Origin of the sequence: Novosphingobium aquae, from assembly GCF_037572715.1 — a bacterium.
GTDB classification, from domain to species: domain Bacteria; phylum Pseudomonadota; class Alphaproteobacteria; order Sphingomonadales; family Sphingomonadaceae; genus Novosphingobium; species Novosphingobium aquae.
The window spans coordinates 1-24,296 of sequence record NZ_JBBHJY010000010.1; the positions used below are offsets into that span (position 1 = coordinate 1).

General features: G+C 64.9%; 21 protein-coding genes. 7 read left to right on the top strand and 14 right to left on the bottom strand.

Features of this window, described 5'->3' with window-relative positions; genetic code table 11:
• The 4 genes from WG900_RS16985 to WG900_RS17000 form a co-directional block, all read right to left on the bottom strand.
• A protein-coding gene (locus WG900_RS16985) for an IS5 family transposase (RefSeq protein WP_339969029.1) occupies positions 1-753 on the bottom strand; the annotation gives its coding sequence in 2 pieces (ribosomal slippage) (positions 1-435 and positions 435-753; 754 coding nt annotated over the 2 pieces). This gene is flagged as partial in the annotation.
• A gap of 78 nt (positions 754-831) precedes the next feature.
• Positions 832-2,010, bottom strand: a complete 1,179-nt coding sequence (locus WG900_RS16990) for a hypothetical protein (protein ID WP_339969389.1) — start codon at positions 2,008-2,010, stop codon at positions 832-834.
• Positions 2,011-2,176: 166 nt separating this feature from the next.
• Positions 2,177-3,424, bottom strand: a complete 1,248-nt coding sequence (locus WG900_RS16995; protein WP_339969031.1) for a cytochrome P450 — start codon at positions 3,422-3,424, stop codon at positions 2,177-2,179.
• A 16-nt stretch (positions 3,425-3,440) separates the two neighbouring features.
• A complete protein-coding gene (locus WG900_RS17000; RefSeq protein ID WP_339969033.1) occupies positions 3,441-3,767 on the bottom strand; it encodes a 2Fe-2S iron-sulfur cluster-binding protein in 327 nt (108 codons plus the stop codon).
• Between the two features lie 66 nt (positions 3,768-3,833).
• Between WG900_RS17000 and WG900_RS17005 the strand changes: the two genes are divergently transcribed.
• Together WG900_RS17005 and WG900_RS17010 are read left to right on the top strand one after the other, a co-directional pair.
• Entirely contained in the window at positions 3,834-4,499 is a 666-nt protein-coding gene (locus WG900_RS17005) for a TetR/AcrR family transcriptional regulator (protein WP_339969035.1), read from the top strand.
• Between the two features lie 82 nt (positions 4,500-4,581).
• Positions 4,582-5,490: an SDR family NAD(P)-dependent oxidoreductase gene (locus tag WG900_RS17010; RefSeq protein WP_339969036.1), complete on the top strand. Its 909-nt coding sequence runs from the start codon at positions 4,582-4,584 to the stop codon at positions 5,488-5,490.
• Between the two features lie 55 nt (positions 5,491-5,545).
• Here the strand turns inward: WG900_RS17010 and WG900_RS17015 are convergent, their stop codons facing one another.
• The 5 genes from WG900_RS17015 to WG900_RS17035 form a co-directional block, all read right to left on the bottom strand.
• Positions 5,546-6,595 carry a nucleoside hydrolase gene (locus tag WG900_RS17015; RefSeq protein WP_339969038.1) on the bottom strand — a complete coding sequence of 350 codons (1,050 nt, stop codon included), beginning with the start codon at positions 6,593-6,595 and terminating at the stop codon, positions 5,546-5,548.
• Positions 6,596-6,650: 55 nt separating this feature from the next.
• Positions 6,651-7,430 (bottom strand): enoyl-CoA hydratase/isomerase family protein, encoded by a 780-nt coding sequence (locus tag WG900_RS17020; protein ID WP_339969040.1) that lies wholly within the window; start codon positions 7,428-7,430, stop codon positions 6,651-6,653.
• Between the two features lie 2 nt (positions 7,431-7,432).
• Positions 7,433-8,704 (bottom strand): acetyl-CoA hydrolase/transferase family protein, encoded by a 1,272-nt coding sequence (locus WG900_RS17025; protein ID WP_339969042.1) that lies wholly within the window; start codon positions 8,702-8,704, stop codon positions 7,433-7,435.
• Between the two features lie 193 nt (positions 8,705-8,897).
• On the bottom strand, positions 8,898-9,782 hold the full coding sequence (locus tag WG900_RS17030) for an HpcH/HpaI aldolase/citrate lyase family protein (protein ID WP_339969044.1): 885 nt from the start codon (positions 9,780-9,782) through the stop codon (positions 8,898-8,900).
• 204 nt (positions 9,783-9,986) lie between these two features.
• Positions 9,987-11,153, bottom strand: a complete 1,167-nt coding sequence (locus WG900_RS17035) for an acyl-CoA dehydrogenase family protein (protein ID WP_339969046.1) — start codon at positions 11,151-11,153, stop codon at positions 9,987-9,989.
• A 140-nt stretch (positions 11,154-11,293) separates the two neighbouring features.
• Between WG900_RS17035 and WG900_RS17040 the strand changes: the two genes are divergently transcribed.
• Positions 11,294-12,448: a CaiB/BaiF CoA transferase family protein gene (locus tag WG900_RS17040; RefSeq protein ID WP_339969048.1), complete on the top strand. Its 1,155-nt coding sequence runs from the start codon at positions 11,294-11,296 to the stop codon at positions 12,446-12,448.
• Between the two features lie 202 nt (positions 12,449-12,650).
• On the opposite strand, the gene WG900_RS17045 is transcribed toward WG900_RS17040, so the two are convergent.
• Positions 12,651-12,881 (bottom strand): hypothetical protein, encoded by a 231-nt coding sequence (locus WG900_RS17045; RefSeq protein WP_339969049.1) that lies wholly within the window; start codon positions 12,879-12,881, stop codon positions 12,651-12,653.
• Positions 12,882-12,918: 37 nt separating this feature from the next.
• Positions 12,919-14,982 carry a protein-disulfide reductase DsbD family protein gene (locus tag WG900_RS17050; protein ID WP_339969051.1) on the bottom strand — a complete coding sequence of 688 codons (2,064 nt, stop codon included), beginning with the start codon at positions 14,980-14,982 and terminating at the stop codon, positions 12,919-12,921.
• Between the two features lie 76 nt (positions 14,983-15,058).
• Here WG900_RS17050 and WG900_RS17055 point away from each other — a divergent pair, with 76 nt between their 5' ends.
• Both WG900_RS17055 and WG900_RS17060 read left to right on the top strand, forming a co-directional pair.
• The gene (locus WG900_RS17055) at positions 15,059-16,708 is read left to right on the top strand and encodes an alkaline phosphatase family protein (protein WP_339969053.1); all 1,650 of its coding nucleotides are present in this window, start codon (positions 15,059-15,061) and stop codon (positions 16,706-16,708) included.
• Positions 16,699-17,916 (top strand): UbiH/UbiF/VisC/COQ6 family ubiquinone biosynthesis hydroxylase, encoded by a 1,218-nt coding sequence (locus WG900_RS17060; protein ID WP_339969055.1) that lies wholly within the window; start codon positions 16,699-16,701, stop codon positions 17,914-17,916. Before WG900_RS17055 ends, WG900_RS17060 begins: the two co-directional genes overlap by 10 nt.
• A gap of 92 nt (positions 17,917-18,008) precedes the next feature.
• Here WG900_RS17060 and WG900_RS17065 read toward each other — a convergent pair whose 3' ends face one another.
• Both WG900_RS17065 and WG900_RS17070 read right to left on the bottom strand, forming a co-directional pair.
• Positions 18,009-19,052, bottom strand: a complete 1,044-nt coding sequence (locus tag WG900_RS17065) for an LLM class flavin-dependent oxidoreductase (protein WP_339969057.1) — start codon at positions 19,050-19,052, stop codon at positions 18,009-18,011.
• 157 nt (positions 19,053-19,209) lie between these two features.
• A complete protein-coding gene (locus WG900_RS17070; RefSeq protein WP_339969059.1) occupies positions 19,210-19,704 on the bottom strand; it encodes a nitroreductase/quinone reductase family protein in 495 nt (164 codons plus the stop codon).
• A 141-nt stretch (positions 19,705-19,845) separates the two neighbouring features.
• Here WG900_RS17070 and WG900_RS17075 point away from each other — a divergent pair, with 141 nt between their 5' ends.
• Positions 19,846-21,207, top strand: coding sequence for an aromatic ring-hydroxylating oxygenase subunit alpha (locus WG900_RS17075; RefSeq protein WP_339969061.1), 1,362 nt, complete (start codon positions 19,846-19,848; stop codon positions 21,205-21,207).
• A 220-nt stretch (positions 21,208-21,427) separates the two neighbouring features.
• Positions 21,428-23,392 carry a TonB-dependent receptor gene (locus tag WG900_RS17080; RefSeq protein WP_339969063.1) on the top strand — a complete coding sequence of 655 codons (1,965 nt, stop codon included), beginning with the start codon at positions 21,428-21,430 and terminating at the stop codon, positions 23,390-23,392.
• A gap of 12 nt (positions 23,393-23,404) precedes the next feature.
• Here the strand turns inward: WG900_RS17080 and WG900_RS17085 are convergent, their stop codons facing one another.
• Complete coding sequence (locus tag WG900_RS17085; RefSeq protein WP_339969065.1) at positions 23,405-24,292, bottom strand: hypothetical protein; 888 nt, start codon at positions 24,290-24,292, stop codon at positions 23,405-23,407.
• Between the last annotated feature and the right edge of the window lie 4 nt (positions 24,293-24,296).

The window sequence follows — 24,296 nt, forward strand, 5'->3', positions numbered from 1 at the left end:
TGAGCCAGAAGATGACGGTTGCGGCGATGCAGATGGCGGACATGAAGGTGTGGGCGCAGCGGTCATAGCGGGTGTGGATGCGCCGCCAGTCTTTGATTTTGGCGAACAGGTTCTCGACCAAGTGGCGCTTCTTGTAGACCGCTTTGTCATAGTGATATTGCACCTTGCGGTTGGATTTTGGCGGGATGCAAGGGGTGATACCGCGCGCTGACAGCGCGGCACGGAACCAGTCACTGTCATAGCCTTTGTCGCCCAGCAGTTCCTTGGCGCGTGGCAGGGCATCGAACAGCAGAACAGCGCCCTTGTGGTCGCTCATCTGGCCCTCGGTGAGCATCATCACGATGGGGCGGCCTTCACCGTCGCAGACTGCATGCAGCTTTGAGTTCAAGCCGCCTTTGGTGCGCCCGATACATCTGGGAAGAGCCCCCCTTTTAAGAGGCTTGCCGCCGTCCGGTGCGCCTTCAGATGCGTGGCGTCGATCATGATCCGGTCAAGCTCTCCGGCCTGTCCCGCCAGTTCGACAAAGATGCGGTTGAACACGCCCAGGCGGCTCCAGCGGATGAACCGGTTGTAGATCGTCTTGTGCGGCCCGTAAGTGCGCGGTGCATCGCGCCACCGCAGGCCGCTCTTGATGACAAAGATGATCGCCGACACAATCAGCCGGTCATCAACCCGCGGAATACCGTGCGACAGCGGGAAATACGGGGCAATCCGGCGCATCTGCGCCTCGCTCAACATAAACAGGTCATCCACAAGCAGCACCTCCCGGTACCGCCATTGAATCAACCCCCAACGCATCATGCAAGCAATTTAATGGGTCCTGACCCTAATTCACCACCGCCGCCGCCGCTGGCAGGCGCGCACGCGCCGCGCGAGTTCTTCCCGGCGTTCCTCGGCCGTCACCACCGGCGTATCGGCGGGGAGGTTTGCGCGCAGGTCCTTCAGCTTGACCCGCTTGATCGTGGGGGTGGGTTCGCTGTCGCAGTCGTACCAGCGGCCATAGATCCCGCCCTCGGTATAGCCCGCCGGGTCGAGCCAATTGGGCACGCCGGGGTCCTCAAGCGCAATCACCGCGCGGTATCTGCCGTCGCTGGACAGCCGGGCCATCGCGCCATTCGTGCTGCTCAGGCGGTAGACATATTCCAGCGCATTGAACATCGGATCGTTGAGCTGGACGTTCCAGTACGGCGCGCGCTTCGGAATCTCGGTCTCGATGATCAGCGCTTCGTCGGCGTCGAACTGGAAGCAGGCGGGCCAGTAGACCTGCTTCACCAGCGCGCCGGGATAGCGCACCGGCTGGAACACGTTGAAGCCCACGCTTTGCTTCACCGCGTTCTGCATGGCGTTGTAGAGCTTGGTCTTGCGAGCCGGGAACCTGGCCATCTGCTCGATGCGATCAAGGATCTGCTGCGGGGTCAGGCGCGGCTTGGGAGCTACCTGATCGAGGCATTCGATAGAAAGCTGCGGATCGCGCTCGTTCGCCCAGTCGTACATGCGGTACCGCAAATACATGCCGCGTGCCGCCGGGTGCAGCGGCGCCCAGTGGCCGGTGTAGCCTTCCGGGCGCTTCTGGCTGAAGATAATCTCGAAATCCTCGCCCAGCCCGATGCCGATATCGTTGGTATCGAGCTCGTTATGGCCGTTGGGCACCGGCATCTGGTCGACCGTGCCCGAAAGCGCGGCCTGCGTGGTGAACGACAGGATCTTGCAGGTGCCGCGATTACCCGAGACGCGGTAGGTCAGGTCGCCGCGGATCGGTGACTGAACATAGATATCGTCGGGGTTGGGCTGCAGCGTGTAGACCGGGTTCCACAACGGCGCCCAGTCCGGGTGTTCGGCATCGGCGTGGAAATACATGAAATAGGCATAAGACAGGCTGGTCATCGTCTGGCGATAGAGGTCCGCACGATAGGCCGGGTCTTCCGGGTGCCAGGTGTCCTTGAGGTTATCGACCGCGCCGTGGAGGCCCGACAGGTAATGCAGGATATCGGGGTTGATCGGTGTGGTCATGCGCGCCTCTCCAGCCATTGAGGGAAGGGGTAACCCTGCGGCCAGCGCGGCGCAAACCGCCCCGCCGATCACCTCGCGCCGGTCTGTCTTGATCATGTGCCTCCCCTTTGCAGGGGGAAGGATGCCACGGGCGGCCCGCCATGCAAGCCGCCCGGGTGATGGCTGATTACCAGGTGAGCGGAACTTCTTCGGGCCCGACAACGCCGCCCGGCCGGTATTCGGCCTTGAAGTCCGGCCCGACCGAGAAGGTGGGGATGCGCTTCAGCCATTCCTGCAGCGCGATCTTGATTTCCAGCCGGGCAAGGTGCGCGCCCATGCAGGAGTGCGCGCCGACGGTGAAGGCCAGCACGGTCTTGCGCGGGCGGTGGAAATTGCACTCGGTTGGGTTCGGGAACACTTCTGGGTCGAAGTTGCATGACGGCAGGATGCAGGTGATCCGGTCATCCTTCTTGAGCTGCACGCCGCGCAGTTCGGTGTCCTGGATGAGAACGCGGCCCGAGAAGGTGACCGACCACAGGCGCAGCAGTTCTTCGACCTGCGCGTTGATGTTTTCCGGATCGGCTTTCATTTCCTCGACGATCTGTGGGTTGCGCGCAAGGTAGAGCCAGATGTTGTTGAGCGTGGCGAAGACCGTATCCAGCCCGCCAATGAACAGGAAGCAGACGAAGCCGAACACTTCCTTGTCTGAAAGCGGGCGGCCGTCGATCTCGGCATGGGCGATCAGGCTGACCACGCCGTCGTCGGGATTGGCCTTCTTGTCGGCAATCGCGCTCTTCAGATAGGCGGTGATCTTGGCCATCGCCTCGCCCATGATCTCGCGGCTGTTCGAATGGAGCAGGTCCATCGCCCATTCGACGAAAGTGTCGCGCATCGATTGCGGCAGGCCCATGATGTCGAGAAACACCATGACCGGCAACGGGCGCCCGAAGGCCTCGGTGAATTCGACTTTTCCGTCATCGATGAACTGGTCGATCAGGTCGTTGGCCAGCTTGCGGATCTTGCCTTCGAGCTTGAGCACGCCCTGGGGGCTGAACACCGGATCGACAATGTTGCGGTACTTGCGGTGTTCCGGCGGATCGATTTCCTGCGGGATGAAGTAGAAGTAATCGTTGGGATCGCGCGGAAAGGGGGTCGCGCCCTCGTTTGAGAAGATCTCGGGATGGCGCAGGATGTGCAGGGCATCGGCGTGCTTGGTCGCCTGCCACGAATTGCCCATCATGCCGACTTCATAGAACAGCGGCGGCTGCTTGGTCTGCAGGTCGATGAAGAATTGCTGCGGGTTGGCCAGGAATTCGGGCGCATAGGTGATGCCGACCGAACGGATCAGGTCGGGTGAAACGTGCGCGGGCACCTGATCCATGCCGAAGCGGCGCGGATAAGTGGGCGGAACGGGGTTTGCGGCGTCGATAGGCATGGTGTCTCTCCGCGCTTCAGTACTGTGATTCAGGCAGGTGAACCACCAGCCCGTCGAGGCTGGCATCCATGACGATCTGGCACGACAGGCGGCTGGTCGGCTTGCGCTCGGCGCTGACGCCTTCGAGCAGGTCGACCTCGTCCTGGCTCGTCGGCGTGCCCACCTTGTCGGCCCAGGCATCGTCAACATAGCAATGGCAGGTCGCGCAGGAGAGGCCGCCGCCGCATTCGCCAACGATCCCGTCGACATTGTTGTACAGCGCGCCGCGCATCACGTTTTCGCCGAGCGGCACGTCGATGACATGGCTGGCGCCGTTCGATTCGATGTAAGTGACGTTAGGCATCGACTTGACTCTCCCGGAGAATGGCCGCACATGAGAACGGCGTTCTCAATTAGGTAGCCGAGCACCGTGCCAAAGTCAATCGAACTCGCGCCAGCCGCGCCTGATGCGCGCCGCAATGCAACCTCGGACCAGCGCGCGCAGCAGCTTGTCGCGGCGGCCTATGATCTCTTGGCAGAGGAGGGGCTGGAAGGCCTGACCATCCGCGCGGTGCTCGCCCGCACCGGTCTCGCCCGCCGCGCTTTCTATGACAACTTCGCAGGCAAGGACGATCTGGTTCTCGCGGTTTTTGCCCAGACGCTGCATGCCGCCGCGAGCCAGCTGGGTGACTGGGCGAGCGACCGCGCGACCCCGCTCGAACGGCTGCACTTCGTAGTGACCTCGATCGTGCTCGGCCGTTACGGGGTCGACGAGACGCCCGAAGGCGGGCGCGACCTGCGCGGCGCGGCGCTCAGCCGCGAGCATATGCGACTGGCGGAGAGCCATCCCGGCGAACTGGCCGAGGCGCTGCGCCCGTTGCTCGCCGCCATGGCCGGGTACCTCGCCGAAGGCATGGCCGATGGATCGGTTCGCAACGGCGATGCCGACCGCATGGCGTTGCTGGTCTACAACCTCGTCTCCACCACGGTGCACACCGAACTGCTGGCCGAGGAAACAGGGATTCCCAATCGCGCCCGGCGTCTGGCGCTGGCTGACGAACTTTGGGAATTCTGCAGCCGCGCGGTCAAGGCGTAGGTCGCTCAGGCGATAGTATACGGCGCGCGCTGGCACCGGGCGGGGTTCTGCGGCAGCACGGCGGCATTGGATGGAGGATGGAATGGCACTGCGTTTCGACGGCCGCGTGGCGGTAATCACCGGGGGCGGGCGCGGTCTTGGCCGGGCCTATGCGCAATTGCTGGGATCGCTCGGCTGCAAGGTCGTGGTCAATGACAATGGCTCGGTCATCCGCGGAGAGGGTTCGGACGAGAACCCGGCGCAGGACGTGGTCGACGCCATCCGCGCCGCCGGGGGAGAGGCAATTGCCAACACCGATTCCGTCGCCACGCCAGAAGGCGGCCGCGCCATCATTCAGTCGGCGCTCGATACCTGGGGCCGGATCGACGTGCTGATCCACAACGCCGGCAACGTCCGCTACGGCACGATCCGCGAATTGTCCGACGAGGACCTGAACGCCGTGCTCGACGTCCACCTCAAGGGCGCGTTCCACGTGGTCCGCGCGGCAATGGGCCCGATGTGCGATGCAGGCTATGGCCGCATGGTGCTGACCAGCTCGATCGGCGGGGTCTATGGCAACAAGGCTTGCGTCAATTACGCCATGGCCAAGTCGGGGATGATCGGCCTCAACAATGTGATCGCGCTTGAAGGTGAGGAATTCAACGTCAAGTCAAACGTCATCGTGCCCGCCGCCGTCACGCGCATGGCCGACGGGCTCGACACGTCACAATATCCGCCGATGGGGCCGGAACTGGTCGCGCCGATGGTCGGCTGGCTAGCGCACGAGAATTGCTCGGTCTCGGGCGAGATCTACGCCGCCGTCGCCGGCCGCATGACTGAAATGTACATCGCCGAGACAAAGGGCGCTTACCAGCCCGCATGGACGGTTGACGATGTTGACGCGAAGGTCGGCCAGATCCGCGACAAGACCGACCCGCAGATCTTCGGCCTTCACGGTCACGTTGATCATCTGGTTTATTCGTTCGGCATGGCCAGCGGCGCGGAAGGGTAAGGACCGTCTCCGGCTCTGCTAACCTTCGCCGGGATGACGAGCCCAATTGTGGTCCTCACCGCGCCGGGTAATTGAGCTCCAGCTTGGCGAAGAAATCGCCGAACATCAGCCGGGTGTCGATGTCCTTGTAGATGCGCACCTTGCGGCCGTCGCTGCGCGGCGTGAAGCTGCCGTCCGCGTTCATCACAGGACACGGCACCTCGTCGTAATGGCCCGCGCTCGTCCTGTCCCAGCTTACGGAACGCGTCTTGAAGTCGAAATTGGGCACCCAGTCAGTGAGCGAGGTGAGCACAACGAGCGGGCTGTCGCCAAGGATCCAGGTTTCGCCTGTGTTGAATTTGAAGCTGATACCGGCTGGCAGGTTGCGCGACATGTCAGCCGACGCGTTGACCAGCTTCTCGTAAAGCCATTTGCCGATCTTGCCGTGAGGCGCGACCCGGGCCTGCAGTTCGGTGGCGGAGACGATGCACATCGAATAGACAGCCTGCGGGATCGTCCACATCGGCACCTTGGCTTCGTTGAAAATGAAGCGGGCCGCATCAGGATCGATGTTGAAGTTGGCCTCTCGCGGGGCACCGTCCGGCATGGACCCGCCGCCGATCCAGATCAGGGTCATGCGGTCGGCGATCCTTGGTTCGATCATTATGGCGCTGGCCACTTCGGTCAGGCCGCCGCCAACCGCGACATAGAGCGGAAGTGCGGTGTCTGTCCGCATGGCCTCGTCGATGATTGCCTGAACACCGGGCGAAGGCTGGGGGACCTTGTCTTTGCCGATGGCCTTGGAGCTTCCTGCCACAATGGGCACCTTGAGACCCATCAGCCCCATCATCTCACGGCCCAATTTCGTGGCGTTATCGGCGCTTTCGTGCGGGCCCATGAAGCCCGAGCCGACAATCGTGCGCAGCTGCGAGGTTTGGGAAAGCGCAATGTGTGCCGTGGCGAACAGGCCGTCGATGTCCCCGGCAAGATCGTTGACATAGACCACGCGCGAACGCGGGCCGAATTGGGGGCTGAAAGGTTTGACCTTGCCAAGCGCGGGGCTGGCAACGGCCCCGGCGGCGAGCGCGGCGGCTCCGCCCATAAGGTTGCGGCGATTGATCGTCATGAAGCCCTCTCCTGTTCGTCACTATGTTAGCAAACTTGGAGGGGGCGTCCAGACCCTATTGGCCGCGCCACACCGGCTTGCGCTTCTCCGAAAAGGCGCGTGGGCCTTCCTGCGCGTCGTGCGAATTGTAGCACTTTTCGTGCGCGCCATAGGCAGCCTCGAGCGCATCGGCGCGGCCCATCTCGGTGGCCAGCATGACCGTGTTGCGGGCAGCCTCGACTGACAGCGGCGCGCCTTCGATCACTTCTCGCGCCAGCTCCAGCGCGCAGTCCATCAGCGCCTCTGGCTCGGCCAGCCGGTTGACGAGGCCGATCTCGTAAGCTCTTTGCGCGCTGATCGGCTTGCCGGTCAGCACGATCTCCATGTAGATGCGCTGCGGGATCATGTGGATCAGCGGCGCCGCCCAAGGGCTGCCACGGCCGACCTTGACCTCGGTGATGGCGAACTTCGCGGCGGTCGATGCAACGCACAGGTCGCAGGCTTGCGCGATCATCCACCCGCCGGCAAAGGCCACGCCGTTCACCGCCGCGATGGTCGGCTTGGACAGGCGCATATTCTCGTAAGGCACCGGGAACATGTCGCGCGGCGGCACTTTCAATTGCTTCTCGACCATCTCCTTGAGGTCGCCGCCGGCGCAGAACGCTTTTTCGCCCGAGCCGGTCAGGATCCCGATCCGCGCACCGTCATCCGCCTCGAACCGCTCCCAGGCGGCGCGCAGGCCATCGCGAACTTCGGCGGAGAGGCAGTTGCGCTGGTCCGGGCGGTTGATGGTGATCACCGCGATGCCCGGTTCGGCGATGGCGTAAAGGACGGCGGAATTGTTGGACTCTGGCATGATCAGAAACCCCGCTTGGCAATGTCGAAGGCGTGGCGGTCCAGCTCTTCGCGAAAATCGGGATGGGCGATTGCCGTCAGACGCCGCGCCCGTTCGGCGAGCGACTGGCCCTTGAGCTGCGCTGCGCCAAATTCGGTGACGACCACATCGACTTCGCTGCGCGCCGTGGTGACCGGGCCGCCGAGCGCAGGCACGATCTTGCTGATCGTCCCGCCCTTGGCGCTCGCGGCGAGGACCATCAGCGATGCCCCGCCGGGCGACCGTGCGCCGGCGCGGACGAAATCGACCTGCCCGCCAGTGCCGCCCATGTAGGCGGCGCCGGTGCCCTCGGCATTGACCTGTCCGGAAAGGTCAACCTCGAGAGCGGAGTTGATCGTGACGAGGCGTGAGAGGCGGCCCAGAACGCCAGCATCGTGAGTGTAACTCGTCGCCGTCATGCGAACCGACGCGTTGCGATGGCAGAAATCGTAAAGCCGCTTCGTGCCGATCAGTGCGCCGTTGATTGTCACGCCGGGATCGATTTCCTTGCGGGCATTGGTGACCACGCCGGCCTCGATCAGGTCGACCAGCCCGTCACCCAGCATGCCCGAATGGACGCCGAGGTCTTTGCGGTCATGGAGCTGGCGCAGGATCGCATCGGGCACCGCACCTACGCCGGTCTGGATCACCGAGCCATCGCCGATGAATGCGGCGCAGTGGCGGGCAATGGCCTCGTCGGTCTCGGAAATCTTCGCAGGCGCGACTTCGACCGGGGCGGCATCGGTGTGGACGAACACGTTGATGGCCGAGGCCGGGATCGTCTCGCCAAAGGTGTAGGGTACGGCCTCGTTGACCTCGGCGATGACCACCCGCGCCTTGTCGACTGCCGCGCGGACGTAGTCGCTGATCAGGCCGCAGGAATGGTTGCCATCGGCGTCGGCGGGGCTGACCTGGATCATCGCCACGTCGCAGGGCATGATCCCGGCGGCGATCAGCGGTGCGACCTGGCTGACATGGACGGGGATCACGTCGAGCGCGTTTGCCCTGGTCATCGATCGCAACGCGCCGATCGCGCCCATCGATGACAGGCGGAAGCTTGCGGCGCTGTCGGGCGTGAACAGCCCGGAAAAGCTGGTGGCGATGAAGGCGGATAGGCCGCCGATTGCCGCGCCCTGCTTGATCAGCGCCTTGACCAGCGTGGTCGGTTCACCGCAGGCTTGGCCCAAGACGATGTGGTCGCCGGGGCGAAGATGCTGGCTGAGGTCGAGGGTTTCGGGGGTGATTTGGATCGTCACAGGCCAGCTTCCCCGGCATTCCATCCCTCGTCACCCTGAACTTGGTTCAGGGTCCATCGTGCCTCGCGTCCGGAGCTATCGAGAGAGGCATACTTGCGCCGTTGCTTCGACAAGACACGGACCCGTGCCCAAGGCAAAATGGATGCCGAAACGAGTTCAGCATCACGAATCTGATTGGTGGAAGCAAAGCCCCTCACAGCTTCCCCACCTGCCGCAGCAACTGCTGCGCGCGGCTGAGGTAGGGCCGGTCGAGCATCGCGCCCTTGAAGCCGATCGCGCCGACGCCGGGGTTGGCGGCGAAAATGTCGACGATTTCCTGCGCCTCGGAAATTTCCTGCTCGCTGGGGGTGAAGGCCTCGTTGATCACGTCGACCTGCGCCGGGTGGATCGCCATCATGCCCTTGAAGCCGTCACGGCGCACGCGGGTAGCACGCTGGCGCAGGGCTTCAAGGTCGCGGAAGTCGGCGCTGATTGTTTCGATCGCGGTGACCCCGGCGGTCGCTGCGCCCAGCACGGTCATGCTGCGGGCGAGCTCGTAGGTGAAGGTATAGGCGCCGCTCTCGTCCTTGTTGGACTGCGCACCGATCGAGTCGGCAAGGTCCTCCGCCCCCCAGGTTAGCGCCACGACGCGCGGGGCGCCCTTGTAGTCGCCGGTGTGGAACATGGCCTCCGCCGTCTCGGTGATCAGCACGATCACCGGGGTCGAGCCCTCCTCGATACCGTTCGCCACTTCGAGCGCGGAGAGGCAGTGATCGAGCTTTTCCACATCCTGCCGGCCATAGACCTTGGGCAGCATGATGCCGCCGGGATGGGCGGGCATGATCGCCGCAAGGTCAGCCAGGGTGTAAGGGCCATCGAACGGATTGATCCGCACCCACAGGCGGTGTCGCTGCTCGGGGTTGGCCTTGATGAAATCATGCACCATCGGCCGGGCGGCGGCCTTGCTCTCCGGCGCGACCGCATCCTCAAGATCGATGAGCACGATGTCGGCGGTGCCTTCCATCGCCTTGGTCATCTTTTTCTCGCTATCGCCGGGGGCGAAGAGCCAGGAACGGGCGGTGGCGGGGGCGTGGTGCATTCGATTCTTCCTCTACACTTCCCCCTTGATGGGGGAAGGATGTGGAGACTTGGCAGCTGTGCTGCCTAGTCGGAGCTGGAAGGGGGTACGCTACCCGCCGGGCGCGTCGCCTCGGGCAAACTCACCCCCACCCAACTGCGGCCAGGCGGACATTCCGCCAAGCCTTCGTATCCCTCCCCCATCAAGGGGGAGGAGGCTTGCGTATCAATAGGACTTCGGCAGTTCGAGCACGCGCTCGGCGATGTAGTTCATGATCTGATGCTGGCTGACCGGGGCGATGCGCGGGATCAGCACTTCGCGCAGGTAGCGCTCGACGTGGTATTCCTGGGCATAGCCCATGCCGCCCATCGACATCATCGCGGTCTGGCACGCCTCGAACCCGGCCTCGGCGGCTAGGTACTTGGCGGTGTTCGCCTCCACCCCGCAATCGAGCCCCTTGTCGAACATCGCAGCGGCCTTCCACACCATCAGTGTCGCCGCTTCGACCTGCATCTGCGCCTTGGCGAGCGGGTGCTGGATGCCCTGGTTCTGGCCGATGGGCCGGCCAAAGACGATGCGCTCCTGCGCGAACTTCGATGCGCGCTGGATGGCCACGCGGCCAAGGCCCGTGGCTTCCGCGCCGAGCAGGCAGCGTTCCGGGTTGAGCCCGCCGAGCAGGATCTTGAAGCCCTGCCCCTCGGCGCCGATGCGGTCTTCCTCGGGAATGAACAGGTCGGTGATGAACACCATGTTCGATCCCACCGCGTGGCGGCCCATCTTCGGGATGATCCGCGTCTCGATCTTTGAACGATCGAGCGTGGTGTAGAACAGGGTCAGGCCTTCGGACTTCTTCTTGACGTCTTCCAGCGCGGTGGTGCGGGCGATGATCAGCATCTTGTCGGCCACGTGGGCGTTCGTGATCCAGATCTTCTCGCCATTGACGCGGTAGCCGCCGTCGACCTTTTCGGCGCGGGTCTTGAGGCTGGTGGTGTCGAGCCCGGTGTTCGGTTCGGTCACGGCGAAGCACATCTTGTCCTTGCCGGCGATGACCGGGGGAATCATGCGCTGCTTCTGTTCCTCGGTGCCATGCAGGATCACCGGCTCCAGTCCGAAGACGGGGCCGTGGATGGCCGAGGCTGCGCTCATCCCGCCGCCGCTTTCGGCCACGGCCTGCATCATGATGCAGGCCTCAAGGATGCCAAGGCCAGATCCGCCGCAGCTTTCGGGCATGGCAACGCCCAGCCAGCCGGCTTCGGCCATGGCGGCGTAGAAGTCTTCGGGGAATTCGCCCGAACGGTCATGATCCAGCCAGTAATCGTCGCCGAATTGCGAGCAGTGCTGCAGCACGGCGTCGCGGATCGTCTGCTGGTCTTCGGTGAAAGTAAAATCCAAGGCGCGGCTCCATCGTTGGGCGTGCGGGTCAATGACTAGGGCGGCTAGCAGCGCTGCACCGGGGCGACAACTGCCCTGACGCTGCATATCGGCCCGGCGAATGGATTTGCGCCGCGCTTTCGCCTAACCGCAGGAACATCATGAGCCAAATTTCGGAAAAGCCGGGCCCCCTGGCGGGCATTCGCATCGTCGACCTGACCAGCGTCGTCTTCGGACCCTATGCCACGCAGATCATGGCAGACATGGGCGCCGACGTGATCAAGATCGAAGGGCCGGAGGGGGACAATACCCGCTGGATTTCCGCCGGTCCGGAAGCCGGGATGGGCGGCATCCACGTCAACGTCAATCGCGGCAAACGCAGCCTGATGCTCAACCTGCGCGACGAGGCCGACAAGGAAGTCCTGCGGCGGCTGGTGGCGACGGCGGACGTGTTCATCCATTCGATGCGCGGCAAGGCGATCGCCCGGCTGGGGTTCGATTATGCGGCGGTCAAGGCGATCCGGCCCGATGTCGTTTACGTCAACTGCTACGGCTATTCACGGCGCGGCCCGCAGGCGGACGAGCCGGCCTATGACGATACGATCCAGGCCGAATGCGGCATCACCCATGTCCAGAACCTGCTCAACGGCGAACCGGGCTTTGTCGGCACGATCATGGCTGACAAGGTGGCGGGGCTCCACGCGCTCTATGCGACGATGATGGCGCTGTTCCATCGTGAACGCACGGGGGAGGGGCAAGAGGTTGAAGTCACGATGTTCGAGGCGATGGCATCATTCATGCTGGTCGAACATGCCAATGGCAAACTGTTCAATCCGCCGCTTGGCCCCGCGCATTATCACCGCGCGGTGGAGCGCAACCGGCGGCCCTACAAGACCAAGGACGGGCATATCGCGGCGATGGTCTACAACGACCGCCACTGGAACGCCTTTGTCGAGCGGGTGAAGCCGGAATGGAACGCGCCGGAATTCGCCACGCTGGAACTGCGCGCGAAGCAGATCGGGCGGGTCTACGGCCTGCTGGGCGAGACGTTTCTGACGCGCACCACGCAGGAATGGCTCGACCTGCTGCGCGAGTTGAGCATCCCGGCATCACCGCTGCGCACGACCGACGAACTGTTCGACAATCCGCACCTCGATGCCGTCGGCTTTTTCGAGCCGATCGAGAGCGATTACGGCACGCTGACCTATCCCGGCGTGCCGACGTGGTTTGGCGCCAGCCCGGGCAAAGTGCGCGGCCCCGCGCCTCGTCTTGGCGAGCACAATGCGGAACTGAAGGCGGAATTGGGACTGGATTGAACTCCGGCGCCCATGCCTCGTCCCGGACTTGATCCGGGACCGCTGGCAGCTTGCAACCAAGGCCGCATAACCGGCACCCGGCTCCTGCGCGTCACGCGACTGCGATGGCGCGTGGTGCCCCGGCCGGAACGGGCATTGCGGGCAAGGAAAGGGTTCGGCTGCATCCCTGCCTCTGTCCGGTCCCGGCCGGAACGACCCGGCGTCAATTGATCAGCAAAGCCTCGATGGCGATGCGGATCGCCTCGCTGGTAACCTGCGCGAAAAAGAAACCGAACTGCGCGGTCAACTGGGCCGCGATCCCACCAGCGCGGAACTCGCCGCCGCGATGGGCATGGCCGAGGCGGAACTCGCCGACATGCGCGCGGGCAGCGAACCGCTGCGCTTCGAGGCCATCGACGAGACCTATTCGGACCGCAATACCCGACTTATCCAATCGTCATCCTGAACTCGTTTCAGGATGACGAGTTTGTTTATTGCTGTGCCTTCCCCGCCAGCAACCCCGCACTCAGCACCTGCGGCAATTGCTCGGCATCCTTCCCCGGAACGTACCACAAATAGAGCGGAACGCCCGCTGCCCCCTGCGCCGTCAGAAACCGCGTTATCGCCGGGTCGCGGCGGGTCCAGTCGCCGACCAGCACCTGCACGCCGGCCTTCTCGAACGCAGCCTTGGTCTCCGCACGCTCGATGGCAGCTTTTTCGTTGACCTTGCAGGTCAGGCACCAGTCGGCGGTGAAGTAGAGGAACACCGGTCTGCCCGAAGCGCGGGCCTTGGCGAGCGCGTCTTCGGAGAAGGGCTTGGTATCGAGGATCGATTCAATCCCGGCAGCCGGCGGCGCGAACAGCTTGGGCAGCTTTTCCGCGCCAACTAGAGCGATCAGCACGACAATCACGGCCAGCACCCAGCCAGCCGACTTGCCCGCGCGTTGCCGCTTACCGGTTGCGGCCAGCGCGATGACGAAAGCGACTGCAAGGAACGCGGTCAGCCCGGCGAACCAGTCGCCCCCCAGCCGCCAGCACAGCCACAGCAGCGCCAACGCGGTCAGCGCCATCGGCACGGCCATCAGCTTCTTGAACCAGACCATCCACTTGCCAGGCCTGGGCAGCAGGCGGCGCAGAGCAGGGATGTAAGCGACCGCGAGGAACGGCAACGCCAGCCCCAGCCCCAGCGCGACGAACAGCGCCATGCCCTCGGTCACCGGCAGCAGCAGCGCCGCGCCCATTGCGGCGGCCATGAACGGCCCGGTGCAGGGGGTGGCGACGAATGCCGCGAGCATTCCGGTGGCGAAAGCGCCCTGCGGCGAGCCTGCGCGAGCGAAACCGGGGACGGCAAATTCGAACAGTCCGGCAAGATTGGCAGTGATCGCCGTGGCCAGCAGCAGCAGCACGACGACCACGCCCGGTTCCTGCAACTGGAAGGCCCAGCCGACTTCCTGACCCGCCGCGCGCAGGGCGAGCAGCAGCGCCCCTAGCAGCGCGCAAGCAAGCACCACGCCGGCGGTATAGGCCACCCCCTCACGCCGCGCCTCTGCCTCGCTCTCACCCGCGCGGGCGAGGCTAAGGGCTTTCAGGCTGAGGATCGGGAAGACGCAGGGCATGATGTTGAGCAAGAGCCCGCCCGCCAGCGCGGCGAGCAGCAGCATTGGAAGCGACAGATCGGCGGCGGCATCGCCTTTCAATGGCGTGCCTCCGGTTGGCACCGCACCGGGGATGGCGGACAGTTCCACCCCATCGCCCGCACCGTTCAGCCGCAACACCGCGCCAAATTGGGCGGGGTCGATGGCGGCGATCTTCGGGCGCTTCAGAGTTACCAGCAGCCAGTCGCCACTGCGGGCAAAGGCCTGCGGGGCGGCATAGTCGACCACGTGGTCCTCGGCGGCGAACATGTGCGGCTTGTCCAGCGCGACGCTGGCCGGCATCGGGATGCCCAGCCGGATCGTATCGCCTGCAAGCTGGAACTTTGCCTGCGCCCCCAGCGGCGCGGGCAGGGCGGCGCGCCAAACATCGAAACGCGGGTCAGCCTTGCCGCTCCCCACTGTGACCTGCGTGGTAAGCTCGGCCTCTTCGGGCACGCAGATCTGGTCGGTGCAGGCGAGCCACTCGGCCTGAACCTTCAGCGGCAGAACCATGCCCGGGCGAGCATCCTTCGGCACGGTAAAATCGGCCAGCACGGCATAATCGTGCTCGTAGACGTGGTTCATCAGGCCCGAGATCAGCAGTGTTTCGGGCGTGGGATAGCGAAGCGCGCCGGCCTTCACCTGGGCATCGCCGACAAACCAGCGGGTGCGCATCCCTTGCCCCGCATCGCCCGGGTTCTGCCAATAGCCGTGCCAGCCCTTCGCGGGCTTCATCACGAAGGCCAGCGTCACGCTCTCGCCCGGCATGGCAGCCTTCTCTGCCACCAGCTGGGCACGGATGTTGGTGGGCTTGGCGAAAGCGGGCTGGACTATGATCGCGCATAGCAAGGCCAGTGCCTGCCACAGCAGCGTCATTGATCGGCGATAATGCGGCATCGGCAGCGTTGATCTTTCGTCCAACAGCCCTTGCGCGAAAAGCGCCGGGGTTCCATTCAAGGCTCCTGCCGCTTTTGTCGCTCCAGTTCAAGGAACACCCATGCGCCGCCGCGCCCTGACCGCATTTCTTACCGCCGCATCTGCCCTGATCGCCGCCCCCGTGTTCGCCAAGGAAGAGGCGCAGGCCCCGGCGAATCCGCCCCGCCTGATCATTGCCCTGTCGGTCGATCAGCTGAGCGCCGACCTGTTCTCGCAGTACCGCCGCCACTTTACCGGCGGTCTCAAGCGGCTTCAGGACGGCGCGGTGTTCCCCTCGGCCTATCAGGGCCATGCCGCGACCGAGACCTGCCCCGGCCATTCCACCCTGCTCACTGGCGTGCGCCCGGCGCGCAACGGCATCATCGCCAACAACTGGTTCGACCTGTCGCTGACCCGCGCCGACAAGCGGGTCTATTGCTCCGAAGACGTCACCGATCCGGAATCGAGCGCGAACAATCCGGTGGTCTCGCCGCGTTTCCTCAAGGTGCCGACGCTGGGCGAATGGATGAAGCGCCAGTGGCCGGGCAGCCGCAATGTCGCCGTTTCGGGCAAGGACCGCGCCGTCATGATGATGGGCGGCCACCAGATCGACGAAGGCTACTGGTGGAAGGGCGCGGGCTTCACCTCGTTCAGGGGCACTGCTCTTTCGCCTGCCGCCGTCGCGGAAAACGGCGCAATTGCCAAGATGATCGCGCGTGGAGGCAAGGCCTTTGCCGCACCCGCATGGTGCGCTCCGCGTGACCGGGCCGTGACAGTGGGCAAGGACGCAATTGGCACAGGACGCTTCCCCGCACCGGCGAAGGATTCGGTCGCCTTCAGCCGCAGCCCGAGGCTCGATGCCGCGACCTTCGCGCTCGCCAGCCGCCTGTTTGACGACATGAAGCTGGGCCGGGGGAATGCGCCCGACGTGCTCTCCGTCAGCCTGTCGGCGACCGACTATGTCGGCCATGCCGTGGGCAACGAAGGCGTGGAAATGTGCATCCAGCTCGACCAGCTCGATCGCGCCATGGGCGCGTTCTTTGCCAGGCTCGACAAGTCGAAAGTCGACTATGCCGTGATGCTGACTGCCGACCACGGCGGGGTCGATGCCGTCGAACGGCTTGACCAGCAGGCCCTGCCGCGCGCGGTGCGGGTCGACCCGGCGCTGTCGCCGTCCGCGCTGGGCAAGGCAATTGCCGCGCAGCTTGGCATCACCGGCATCGAGCCGCTGGTCTATGGCGATGGTCCGTTCGGTGACATGTACCTCAGCCGCGCGCTGACTCCGGCGCAAAGAGGCCTGGCGCTCGATGCGCTGGTGGCAAAGCTGCGCGCCCATCCGCAGGTCGCCGCTGCCTTTGCTGCCGGCGAGCTTTCCGCGACGCCGACCCCCAGCGGTAACCCGCAAGACTGGACTCTGCGCGACCGGGCACGTGCCAGCTTCGATCCCGGACGGTCGGGCGATGTCGTCGTGCTGCTCGACCGCGCTGTCGCGCCGATTGCCAGCCCGGCCAAGGGCTATACCGCCACCCACGGCAGTCCATGGGACTATGACCGCCGCGTGCCGCTGATGTTCTGGCGCAAGGGGATGAACGGCTTCGAACAGCCCGCGCCGGTTGAAACCGTCGACATTGCGCCGACGCTTGCCGCGCTGCTCAAACTGAAGGTGCCCGACGGCAGCTTCGACGGGCGCTGTCTTGATCTCGACGGCGCGGAGGGAAACACATGTCAGTGAACGATCCACGCGATCTCGTCATCCTGGGTGGCGGCCTTGTCGGCATGACGCTGGCACTGGCTGCGGCGAAGGAAGGCATCTCCAGCCATGTCGTCGACCGCGCGAGCGAGGCGGAACTGACCGCCGAAGGCGTCGATGGCCGCGCCTCGGCCATTTCGACCGCGAGCTGGAACCTGTTCGACAATATCGGGCTGGCCGACCGGCTCGAACCGCTCGGCTGCCCGATTGAGGGTATTGCCGTTACAGACGGGATGAAGCCCGGCCGCATCGATTTCCGTCCCAATGCCGATGAAGGCACGCTGGGCCGCATGTTCGCCAACCGCGATATCCGCATGGCGCTCTATGAAGCGGCCAAGCAGGAGCCGCTGCTGATTTGGCACACCGCCGCCACGGTGCAGGATCGGACCCGCGGCGAACACGGTGTCAGCGTGACCTTGAAGGACGGGCAGGTGCTCTGCGGCAACCTCCTCGTCGCTGCCGAGGGCCGCCAGTCGCCCACCCGCGACGAGGCCGGCTTCAGCCTCGCCAAGTGGGATTACAAGCACCGGGCGATGGTGACGGCGCTCTATCACGAGCGCAGCCACGAAGGCGTGGCGTGGGAGATTTTCTACCCCGCCGGGCCGTTCGCCCTGCTGCCGCTGCTCGATCAGGATGGGCGTCACCGTTCGGCGCTGGTCTGGACTGTGGCGGAAAAGGACGCGGCTGCCTGGACCGGGCTTTCCGACCGCGCCTTCCTTGCCGAAGTGCAGGAGCGGGTCGGGGAAATCCTCGGCACGCTCGAACTGGCCGCACCCCGCATGTCGTGGCCGCTCAACTTCCACCATTCGCGCCACCTCGTGGACAAGCGCCTCGCGCTGATCGGCGATGCCGCGCACGGGATGCACCCGATTGCCGGACAGGGCCTGAACCTTGGTCTGCGCGATGTCGGCGCGCTGGTCGAGGTGATCGCTGATGGCATGCGGCTGGGGCTGGAACCCGGCGACGCGCAGGTGCTGGCGCGCTATGAGCGCTGGCGCTCGGTCGATGCCACGATGGTCATGGCGGCCACCGACTCGCTGACGCGCCTGTTCGGTGTGCCCGGGCGCCTGCCCTCGGCCATCCGGCGGCTGGGCATGGGCGCGGTGCAGCGTATTTCGCCGCTGAAGAAGTTCTTCATGGAAGAAGCGCGCGGGATGTCGGGCGATTTGCCAAGGTTGCTGCGGGCTTAACTCGGCGACTTCAGGTTCAGTTCCGTCATCCCCGCCTTCGCGGGGATGACGAATGTGGTGTGGGAAGGCGAAGGCTCGAGCGCGCGAACGTCTTACCCAAACGCCGGCATCACCTTGTCTGCCACCAAGCCCGCGTAATATTTGAACCGCTCCACCGGCAGCCCCGGCGGGCGCATGAACATCAGGTGTTCGAGTGCGGGGGTCTTGGCCTGCATCGCCTTGAACCGCGCGATCGCTTCGTCGGGCGTCATGATCTCAAGGATGCCGCTCGACTTGAAGGCATCGAGGTCCATGGCGGCCAGCGCGGCATCATCCATGCCGATCGCCTTGTCCTCAGCCATGAACCCGGCATAGGTGTTGTTGACGTGGTGATAATAGGGCGCGAGTTCGTCCATCGCCGCCGTCTTGTCCTCGGCCACGACCATGAACAGACAGGTGGCGAGCGCGCGGGCGCTGGCCGGGTCCTTGCCGGCTTCTTTCAACTTCTCGACATAGGGCGCCACCGCGCCGACGTCGCCGAAATAGCCGTCGGCATATTTCGCCACACGTTCCAGCGCCTTGGGTGCAAAGCCGCCGATGTGCAGCGGGATGCGGCCGCGCGGGGCGGGCGGCATCAGTTTGGCGCCTTTCAGGGTGAAGTGTTTGCCGGCGAAGTCCACCGTCTCGCCCGCCCACAGCCGTGTGGCGACATCCAGAAACTCATCGAAAATCGCCCCGCGCCTGGTGAAATCGATGCCGAAAGCTTCGTATTCCCGCCGCCGGTAACCGATGGCCAGAGCCATCTCCAGCCGGCCGCCGGATAGCGCATCGAGCGCCACGCAATCCTCGGCAAAGCGCAGCGGATGGTACAGCGGTGCCAGCGAGATCGCGCTGCCCAGCCGGATGCGCGAGGTGCGCGCGGCTATCGCGGCGAGCAGGATCATCGGCGAGGTGACATAGCTGTCGCTCGCCAGATGGTGTTCGGGCACCCACGCTGCGTCAAACCCGGCCTGTTCGGTCCAGGCGGCGAGCGCGACGGTTTCCTCGTAAAGCTCGTGCCAGTCGCGGTGCCACTGCTGCGGATTGCGGAAATCGAACAGGTAGCCGAAAGTCAGGCGGGGCATGGGGTATTCCTCAAGTTCAAAATGCTTCGTCATGCTGAACCTGTTTCAGCATCCATTTGGCCACGCGCGCGGTGCTTCGAATTGCTCGCAAGGGTGACCTTGATTTGTCCAAGGATTGACCTGAGCGTAGAGGCGCGATGGACCCTGAAACGAGTTCAGGGTGACGATAGGGGCGATGTAAGCGCTCTTCTCACTCAGGCGTGGTGAACACCGGGACCGGCTCAACCGCGTTCATCAGAATCAGCGGCAGTACCCGGTCGGTCGACTTCTGGTAATCGGCATAGAACGGGAAGTTGCTGATCAGCACTTTCCACGCGAATTCGCGCTCCTCGCCCTCCGGCTCGCGCCATTTGCCTTGCCATGCCTGCGTGCCGATCTGGAAATCGACGCGCGGGTCGGAAACAAGGTTCAGGTACCAGTTGGGATGGCTGTCCGCGCCGCCTTTGGAGCCGCAGATCAGCACTTCGCCGCCAACCATGGTGTAGCAAAGCGGGGTGATCAGCGTCCGGCCGGACTTGCGGCCCTTGAAGCGGATCATGCAGTGGGTGCCCAGCACCGGGCCGCCCACCGGGGTGATGTCCATGATATGGCCCTGACTGCCGCCTGAGGAGATATACATCTCCATGTGCTCGGTCTTCCAGTCCTTGCGCGCTTCTGCGATCTGGGCGCTCGATTCGTTGCTCATGGGTGTCTCCCGTGTCTCTGCTCGGGCGATCTTGGGCGAACGGACAGCCAAGTCCACTCCCGGCCTCAATTCCCCGCCCCTGCGATTTGCCGGGGCGGCCATTGGTGTTACCTCGTCGTTCGATTTCATGGGAGGCCAAGCGTGGCGGATATCAGCGGTATTGTCGAAAATGCGGATGAACTCGAACAGCCGGTCACCATCGGGGTCGAGGCCTATATTTCCGAAGACTATGTCCGCGCCGAACGTGACCGGCTGTGGCGCAGGACCTGGCTGCAGGCCGGGCGGCTGGAAGACATGCCAAACGTCGGGGACTTCATCACCTTCGACATCCTCGACGATTCAATCCTCGTCGTGCGCAATTCGGCGGACGAGATTTCCGCCCACTGGAACGTCTGCACCCACCGCGGCCGCCGTCTGGTCGATACGCCCAAGGGCCGGCGCAATGCGCGCGGCAACCGCAAGAACTTCGTCTGCGGGTTCCACGGCTGGACTTTCGACGGCAAGGGTACTTGCGTCCATGTGCCTGAGCGTGAGCACTGGCAGGGCAAGCTGAACGACGACGACATCCGACTCGGTTCGGTCAAATGCGATACCTGGGGCGGCTGGGTGTGGATCAACATGGATCCCGATGCCGAGCCGCTGGCAGACTACCTCTCGCCAGCCAACACCATGCTCGATCCCTACCAGCTGCATAACATGCGCTATCGCTGGCGGCAGTTCGTGGTGTTCGACTGTAACTGGAAGGTCGCGCTGGAAGCCTTCAACGAGACTTATCATGTGCCGGTGACTCACCCGGAATTCATGGAATTCGGTTCCTTCCCCGGCTGGGGCCACAACCAGGGCAAGCACTCCAACATCGGCTATGATGCGCCCAAGGACATGGAAGAGAACGCCGGCAAGCTGCGCGTCGGCACCGGCGATGACGCGCGCATTTCCACCGCGCAGATGCAGAACTACACCTGGAAAGCGGCGAACACCAACACCACGCAGACCATGGTGGATGTGGCCAATGCCCTCGTCGACGAACTGCCCGAAGGTACGCCGCCGGCCGAAGTGCTGGGCTACTGGATCACCCGCAGCAAGCAGATCGATGCGCAGCGCGGCGTCGTCTGGCCCGAAGTGCCCAGCAGCCACACCGCGCAGGCGGGCACGGCATGGCAGATCTTCCCCAACTTCCAGATCGGCCACGCGGTCAACAACATGCTCTGCTACATGGCGCGGCCCTACGGCAACGATCCGAACAAGTGCTATTTCGAAGCCGCCGTGTTTGAACTCTTTGCCGAAGGCGAGGCGCCCGAGACCGATTGGGAATATATCGAACCGGACGATTGGCCCGCCGTGCTCCAGCAGGATTTCAACAACATGGCCGCCGTCCAGCAGGGCATGAAAAGCGGCGGGTTCAAGGGCACCAAGCCCAACCCTTACCGCGAACGCGCGATCCCCAGCCTGCACTGGAACCTTGCCAAGTTCATGGGGACGGGCGCGCCAAAGAAGCTGGGGTAGCCATTCACTAAGTTTGGAGCTTCGTCTTCCTGAACTCGTTTCAGGATCCATTTATCCTCGCTCTCCGCACTTCGTGGGAAAGGGCGAGGGCGCCGTTGCGCGTCCCTTGCCAGATCGGGGCGCGGGGCCTGATCGATGCTGAAACACGTTCAGCATGACGATGCGGGTGGCTGATGTTTCAGGGATAGCTTACCGCAGCGGGGTATGTGAAAGGGTCCATATGCGCCGCGCCCTGCTTCTTTCCGTACTCTGCTCCAGCCCCGCCTTTGCCGAAGAACCACCCATCGTGGTGACCGGATCGCTGGACCGCCCGCAGGCCGTCCGCACTGGGGAACAGGCCGCGCTCGCCCTCTCGGGCCGGCTTGAAGACCTGCTCGCCACCGTACCCGGGCTCCAGCAATTCCGCCGGTCTGACAGCCGCTCGTCCAATCCGACGGCGCAGGGCATCACGCTGCGCGCACTTGGCGGCAATGCCTCAAGCCGCACAACCGTGCTGCTCGACGGCGTGCCGATGGCCGATCCCTTCTTCGGCTCGGTCCCGCTGAGCGCGCTCACGCCTGACCGGCTCGGACGCGTCACCGTGTGGAACGGCGGCGGTGCGGGGGCTTTCAGCGAAGGCGCGGTGGCGGGAACGATCGAGCTGGTAAGCGAAGACCCGCGCGAGGCTCCGCGCTTGGCCGGCGCCGCGCTGGTCGATGATCGCGGCGATAGCGAGCTTTCCGGCACGGTTTCCGCGCGGCTCGGGACTGGGGGCGTCTCACTTGGGGGGCGCTGGGATCGCGGCCCGGGCTTCTGGACCACGCCGGTCAGCCAGCGCGTGCCGGCATCGGTGCGCGCGGCCTATGAAAGCTGGTCCACATCCCTGCGCGCCGCCGCGCCGATCGCGCCCGATGTGGAGCTGCAACTGCGCGGACTGGTCTATGACGATCACCGCACCTTGCGCTTTGCCGGGGCGGATTCGTCGTCAACCGGGCAGGATGCCTCGGTGCGGCTGCTGGCCTCGGGCCGCTGGAAGGTCGACGCGCTCGCCTGGGTGCAGGCACGCAATTTCTCCAACGTGGTCATTTCCTCGACAAGTTTCCGCAAGACTCTCGACCAGTATGGCACGCCGGCCACCGGCACCGGGGCGAAGCTCGAGTTGCGCCCGCCGGTGGGCGGCGGGCATGACCTGAAGCTGGGCCTGTCATGGCGGCGCGGCGCGGGCGAGACGCAGGAGGCGGCCTATAGCGCGGTCACCGGGCTGGTCACGGTGCGGCGGCTCGCGGGCGGGGCGCAAAGCGTTTTCGCAATCAGCTTGCACGATGAAATCGTGTCAGGTGACCTGACACTTTCGGGCGGCGTGCGGGCTGATCGCTGGAGCCAGTCTGGCGGCTTCTTCCGCGAAACCAGCGCGGCGGGCGTCGTCACCACCGACAACCGCTTTGTCAACCGCTCCGGCTGGCAGGCAAGCTGGCGCACCCGCGCCGCGCTGAAACTGGGCGAGGACGCCACGCTGTTCGCTGCGGCCTATACCGGCCTGCGGCTGCCGACGCTCAACGAGCTTTACCGGCCTTTCACCGTATTCCCGGTGACCACCCGCGCCAATGCCGCGCTGGCCAATGAGCGCCTCAGGGGCTTCGAAGCCGGCATGACATGGCAGCCGGCCACGGGCATTTCGCTCGGCCTGACCGCCTTCGACAACAAGGTTGAGGGCGCGATCGCCAATGTCACAATCGGCACCAACCTGCGTGAGCGGCGCAATGTCGATGCAGTTCACGCGCGCGGGATCGAGGCTTCGGCGCGGGCGCAGCTGGGCACCCTGTCGCTGCGCGGCGCACTGGCGCTGACCGATGCGGAAGTTCAGGCCAGCGGCGTTTCCGCCACCCTCAACGGCAAGCGCCCGGCGCAAACCGCTAGGGTTTCTGCCAGCGGTTCGGCGATCTGGCAACCGGCGGACGGCTGGACGCTCTCGCTGCTGCTGCGCCTCACCGGCGCGCAGTTCGAGGATGACTTGCAGGTGGATTCGCTCGCCGCCGCGACGACGCTGGGGGCAACGGTGGAACTGCCGCTGGCGAAGGGATTCTCACTCGTCCTGCGCGGTGAAAACCTGACCGGTACGCAAGTGGTCACCCGCAATCAGGCCGGTTCGATCGATCTTGGTGTGCCGCGCACGGTCTGGGCCGGGGTGCGAGTGAAGCTGCGCTGACCGGGCGCCGGTTCAGTTCGCCGGGAGGCTATTGACCGGGCTGGGCTGCACCGCCGCCTTGCCGGCGGCATCGCTTGGCGTTTCCGCTTCGAGCAAGGCCGCGCTTTCCAGCAGGTCGAGCGCGGCGCGCGAGGTGGCGAAACGGCTGGCCGCATCGGTCCAGTCTCGGGCGGCGGCAGCGCCGGGCAGGGCCTGAACCTCGGCCACGGCTTCCTTGACCTTGCCCGAAATCAGCATCAGCCGGGCGCGTTCGATGCGGTTCTGCGGGGCAGGGCTGGGCGCATCGTCATGCCGGACAACGAACAGGCTGCCGAGCTCCGAACGGGCCGCCGCCCAGAAATCGCCGCGCACCGGAGCACCGGACAGTTTGGGGGCCAGCGTCTCCAGATCAGCCAGCAGCTTGTCGAGCGTGACCGGGTTTTTCGCGGCCTGGGCAACGACATTCACCTCACTCATATGGCGGGTGCCGAAACGCAGGCGCAGCTGGTCTTCAAGGTAGCCAAGCGGCACGCCCTTATCGAGCGCACGCCGCGCCGCCAGGGCGACCAACAGGCCTTCGGCGCGGGCGGCATTGCCCGATGCCGCCTGCGCGCGCAGGTCAATCTGCGCCAGCCGTTGTTCAAGCGCGACGATCCGCACGGCCATCGCGGCTTCGGCAACGGGAACCTGCACGGGCGCAGTTCCGGGTGATGCCGAGGGCGCGGGCTGCGCCAGAGGGCGGACCAGCATCGGATCGGGCCCCTGCGCCTTCCACGGCAGCATTCCCGCCCATGCGAGATAGCCGACACCGCCAGCGCCAAGCACGAAAGCGAGCAGCGCCGAAGCCAAGGCAATGCGTCCACCGCCGCTGCGGCGCTGAGGCATTGGCTGTGAGGTTCGATTGAGCAATTCGTCGTTCATCGCG

Coding starts and splice junctions, on each gene's coding strand:
- WG900_RS17040 (WP_339969048.1), top strand. CDS start 11,294: ATGAGCCAAATTTCGGAAAAGCCGGGCCCCCTGGCGGGCATTCGCATC.
- WG900_RS17080 (WP_339969063.1), top strand. CDS start 21,428: ATGCGCCGCGCCCTGCTTCTTTCCGTACTCTGCTCCAGCCCCGCCTTT.
- WG900_RS17000 (WP_339969033.1), bottom strand. CDS start 3,767: ATGCCTAACGTCACTTACATCGAATCGAACGGCGCCAGCCATGTCATC.
- WG900_RS17020 (WP_339969040.1), bottom strand. CDS start 7,430: ATGCCAGAGTCCAACAATTCCGCCGTCCTTTACGCCATCGCCGAACCG.
- WG900_RS17015 (WP_339969038.1), bottom strand. CDS start 6,595: ATGACGATCAATCGCCGCAACCTTATGGGCGGAGCCGCCGCGCTCGCC.
- WG900_RS16990 (WP_339969389.1), bottom strand. CDS start 2,010: ATGACCACACCGATCAACCCCGATATCCTGCATTACCTGTCGGGCCTC.
- WG900_RS17060 (WP_339969055.1), top strand. CDS start 16,699: ATGTCAGTGAACGATCCACGCGATCTCGTCATCCTGGGTGGCGGCCTT.
- WG900_RS16995 (WP_339969031.1), bottom strand. CDS start 3,424: ATGCCTATCGACGCCGCAAACCCCGTTCCGCCCACTTATCCGCGCCGC.
- WG900_RS17070 (WP_339969059.1), bottom strand. CDS start 19,704: ATGAGCAACGAATCGAGCGCCCAGATCGCAGAAGCGCGCAAGGACTGG.
- WG900_RS17010 (WP_339969036.1), top strand. CDS start 4,582: ATGGCACTGCGTTTCGACGGCCGCGTGGCGGTAATCACCGGGGGCGGG.
- WG900_RS17055 (WP_339969053.1), top strand. CDS start 15,059: ATGCGCCGCCGCGCCCTGACCGCATTTCTTACCGCCGCATCTGCCCTG.
- WG900_RS17085 (WP_339969065.1), bottom strand. CDS start 24,292: ATGAACGACGAATTGCTCAATCGAACCTCACAGCCAATGCCTCAGCGC.
- WG900_RS17030 (WP_339969044.1), bottom strand. CDS start 9,782: ATGCACCACGCCCCCGCCACCGCCCGTTCCTGGCTCTTCGCCCCCGGC.
- WG900_RS17065 (WP_339969057.1), bottom strand. CDS start 19,052: ATGACGAAGCATTTTGAACTTGAGGAATACCCCATGCCCCGCCTGACT.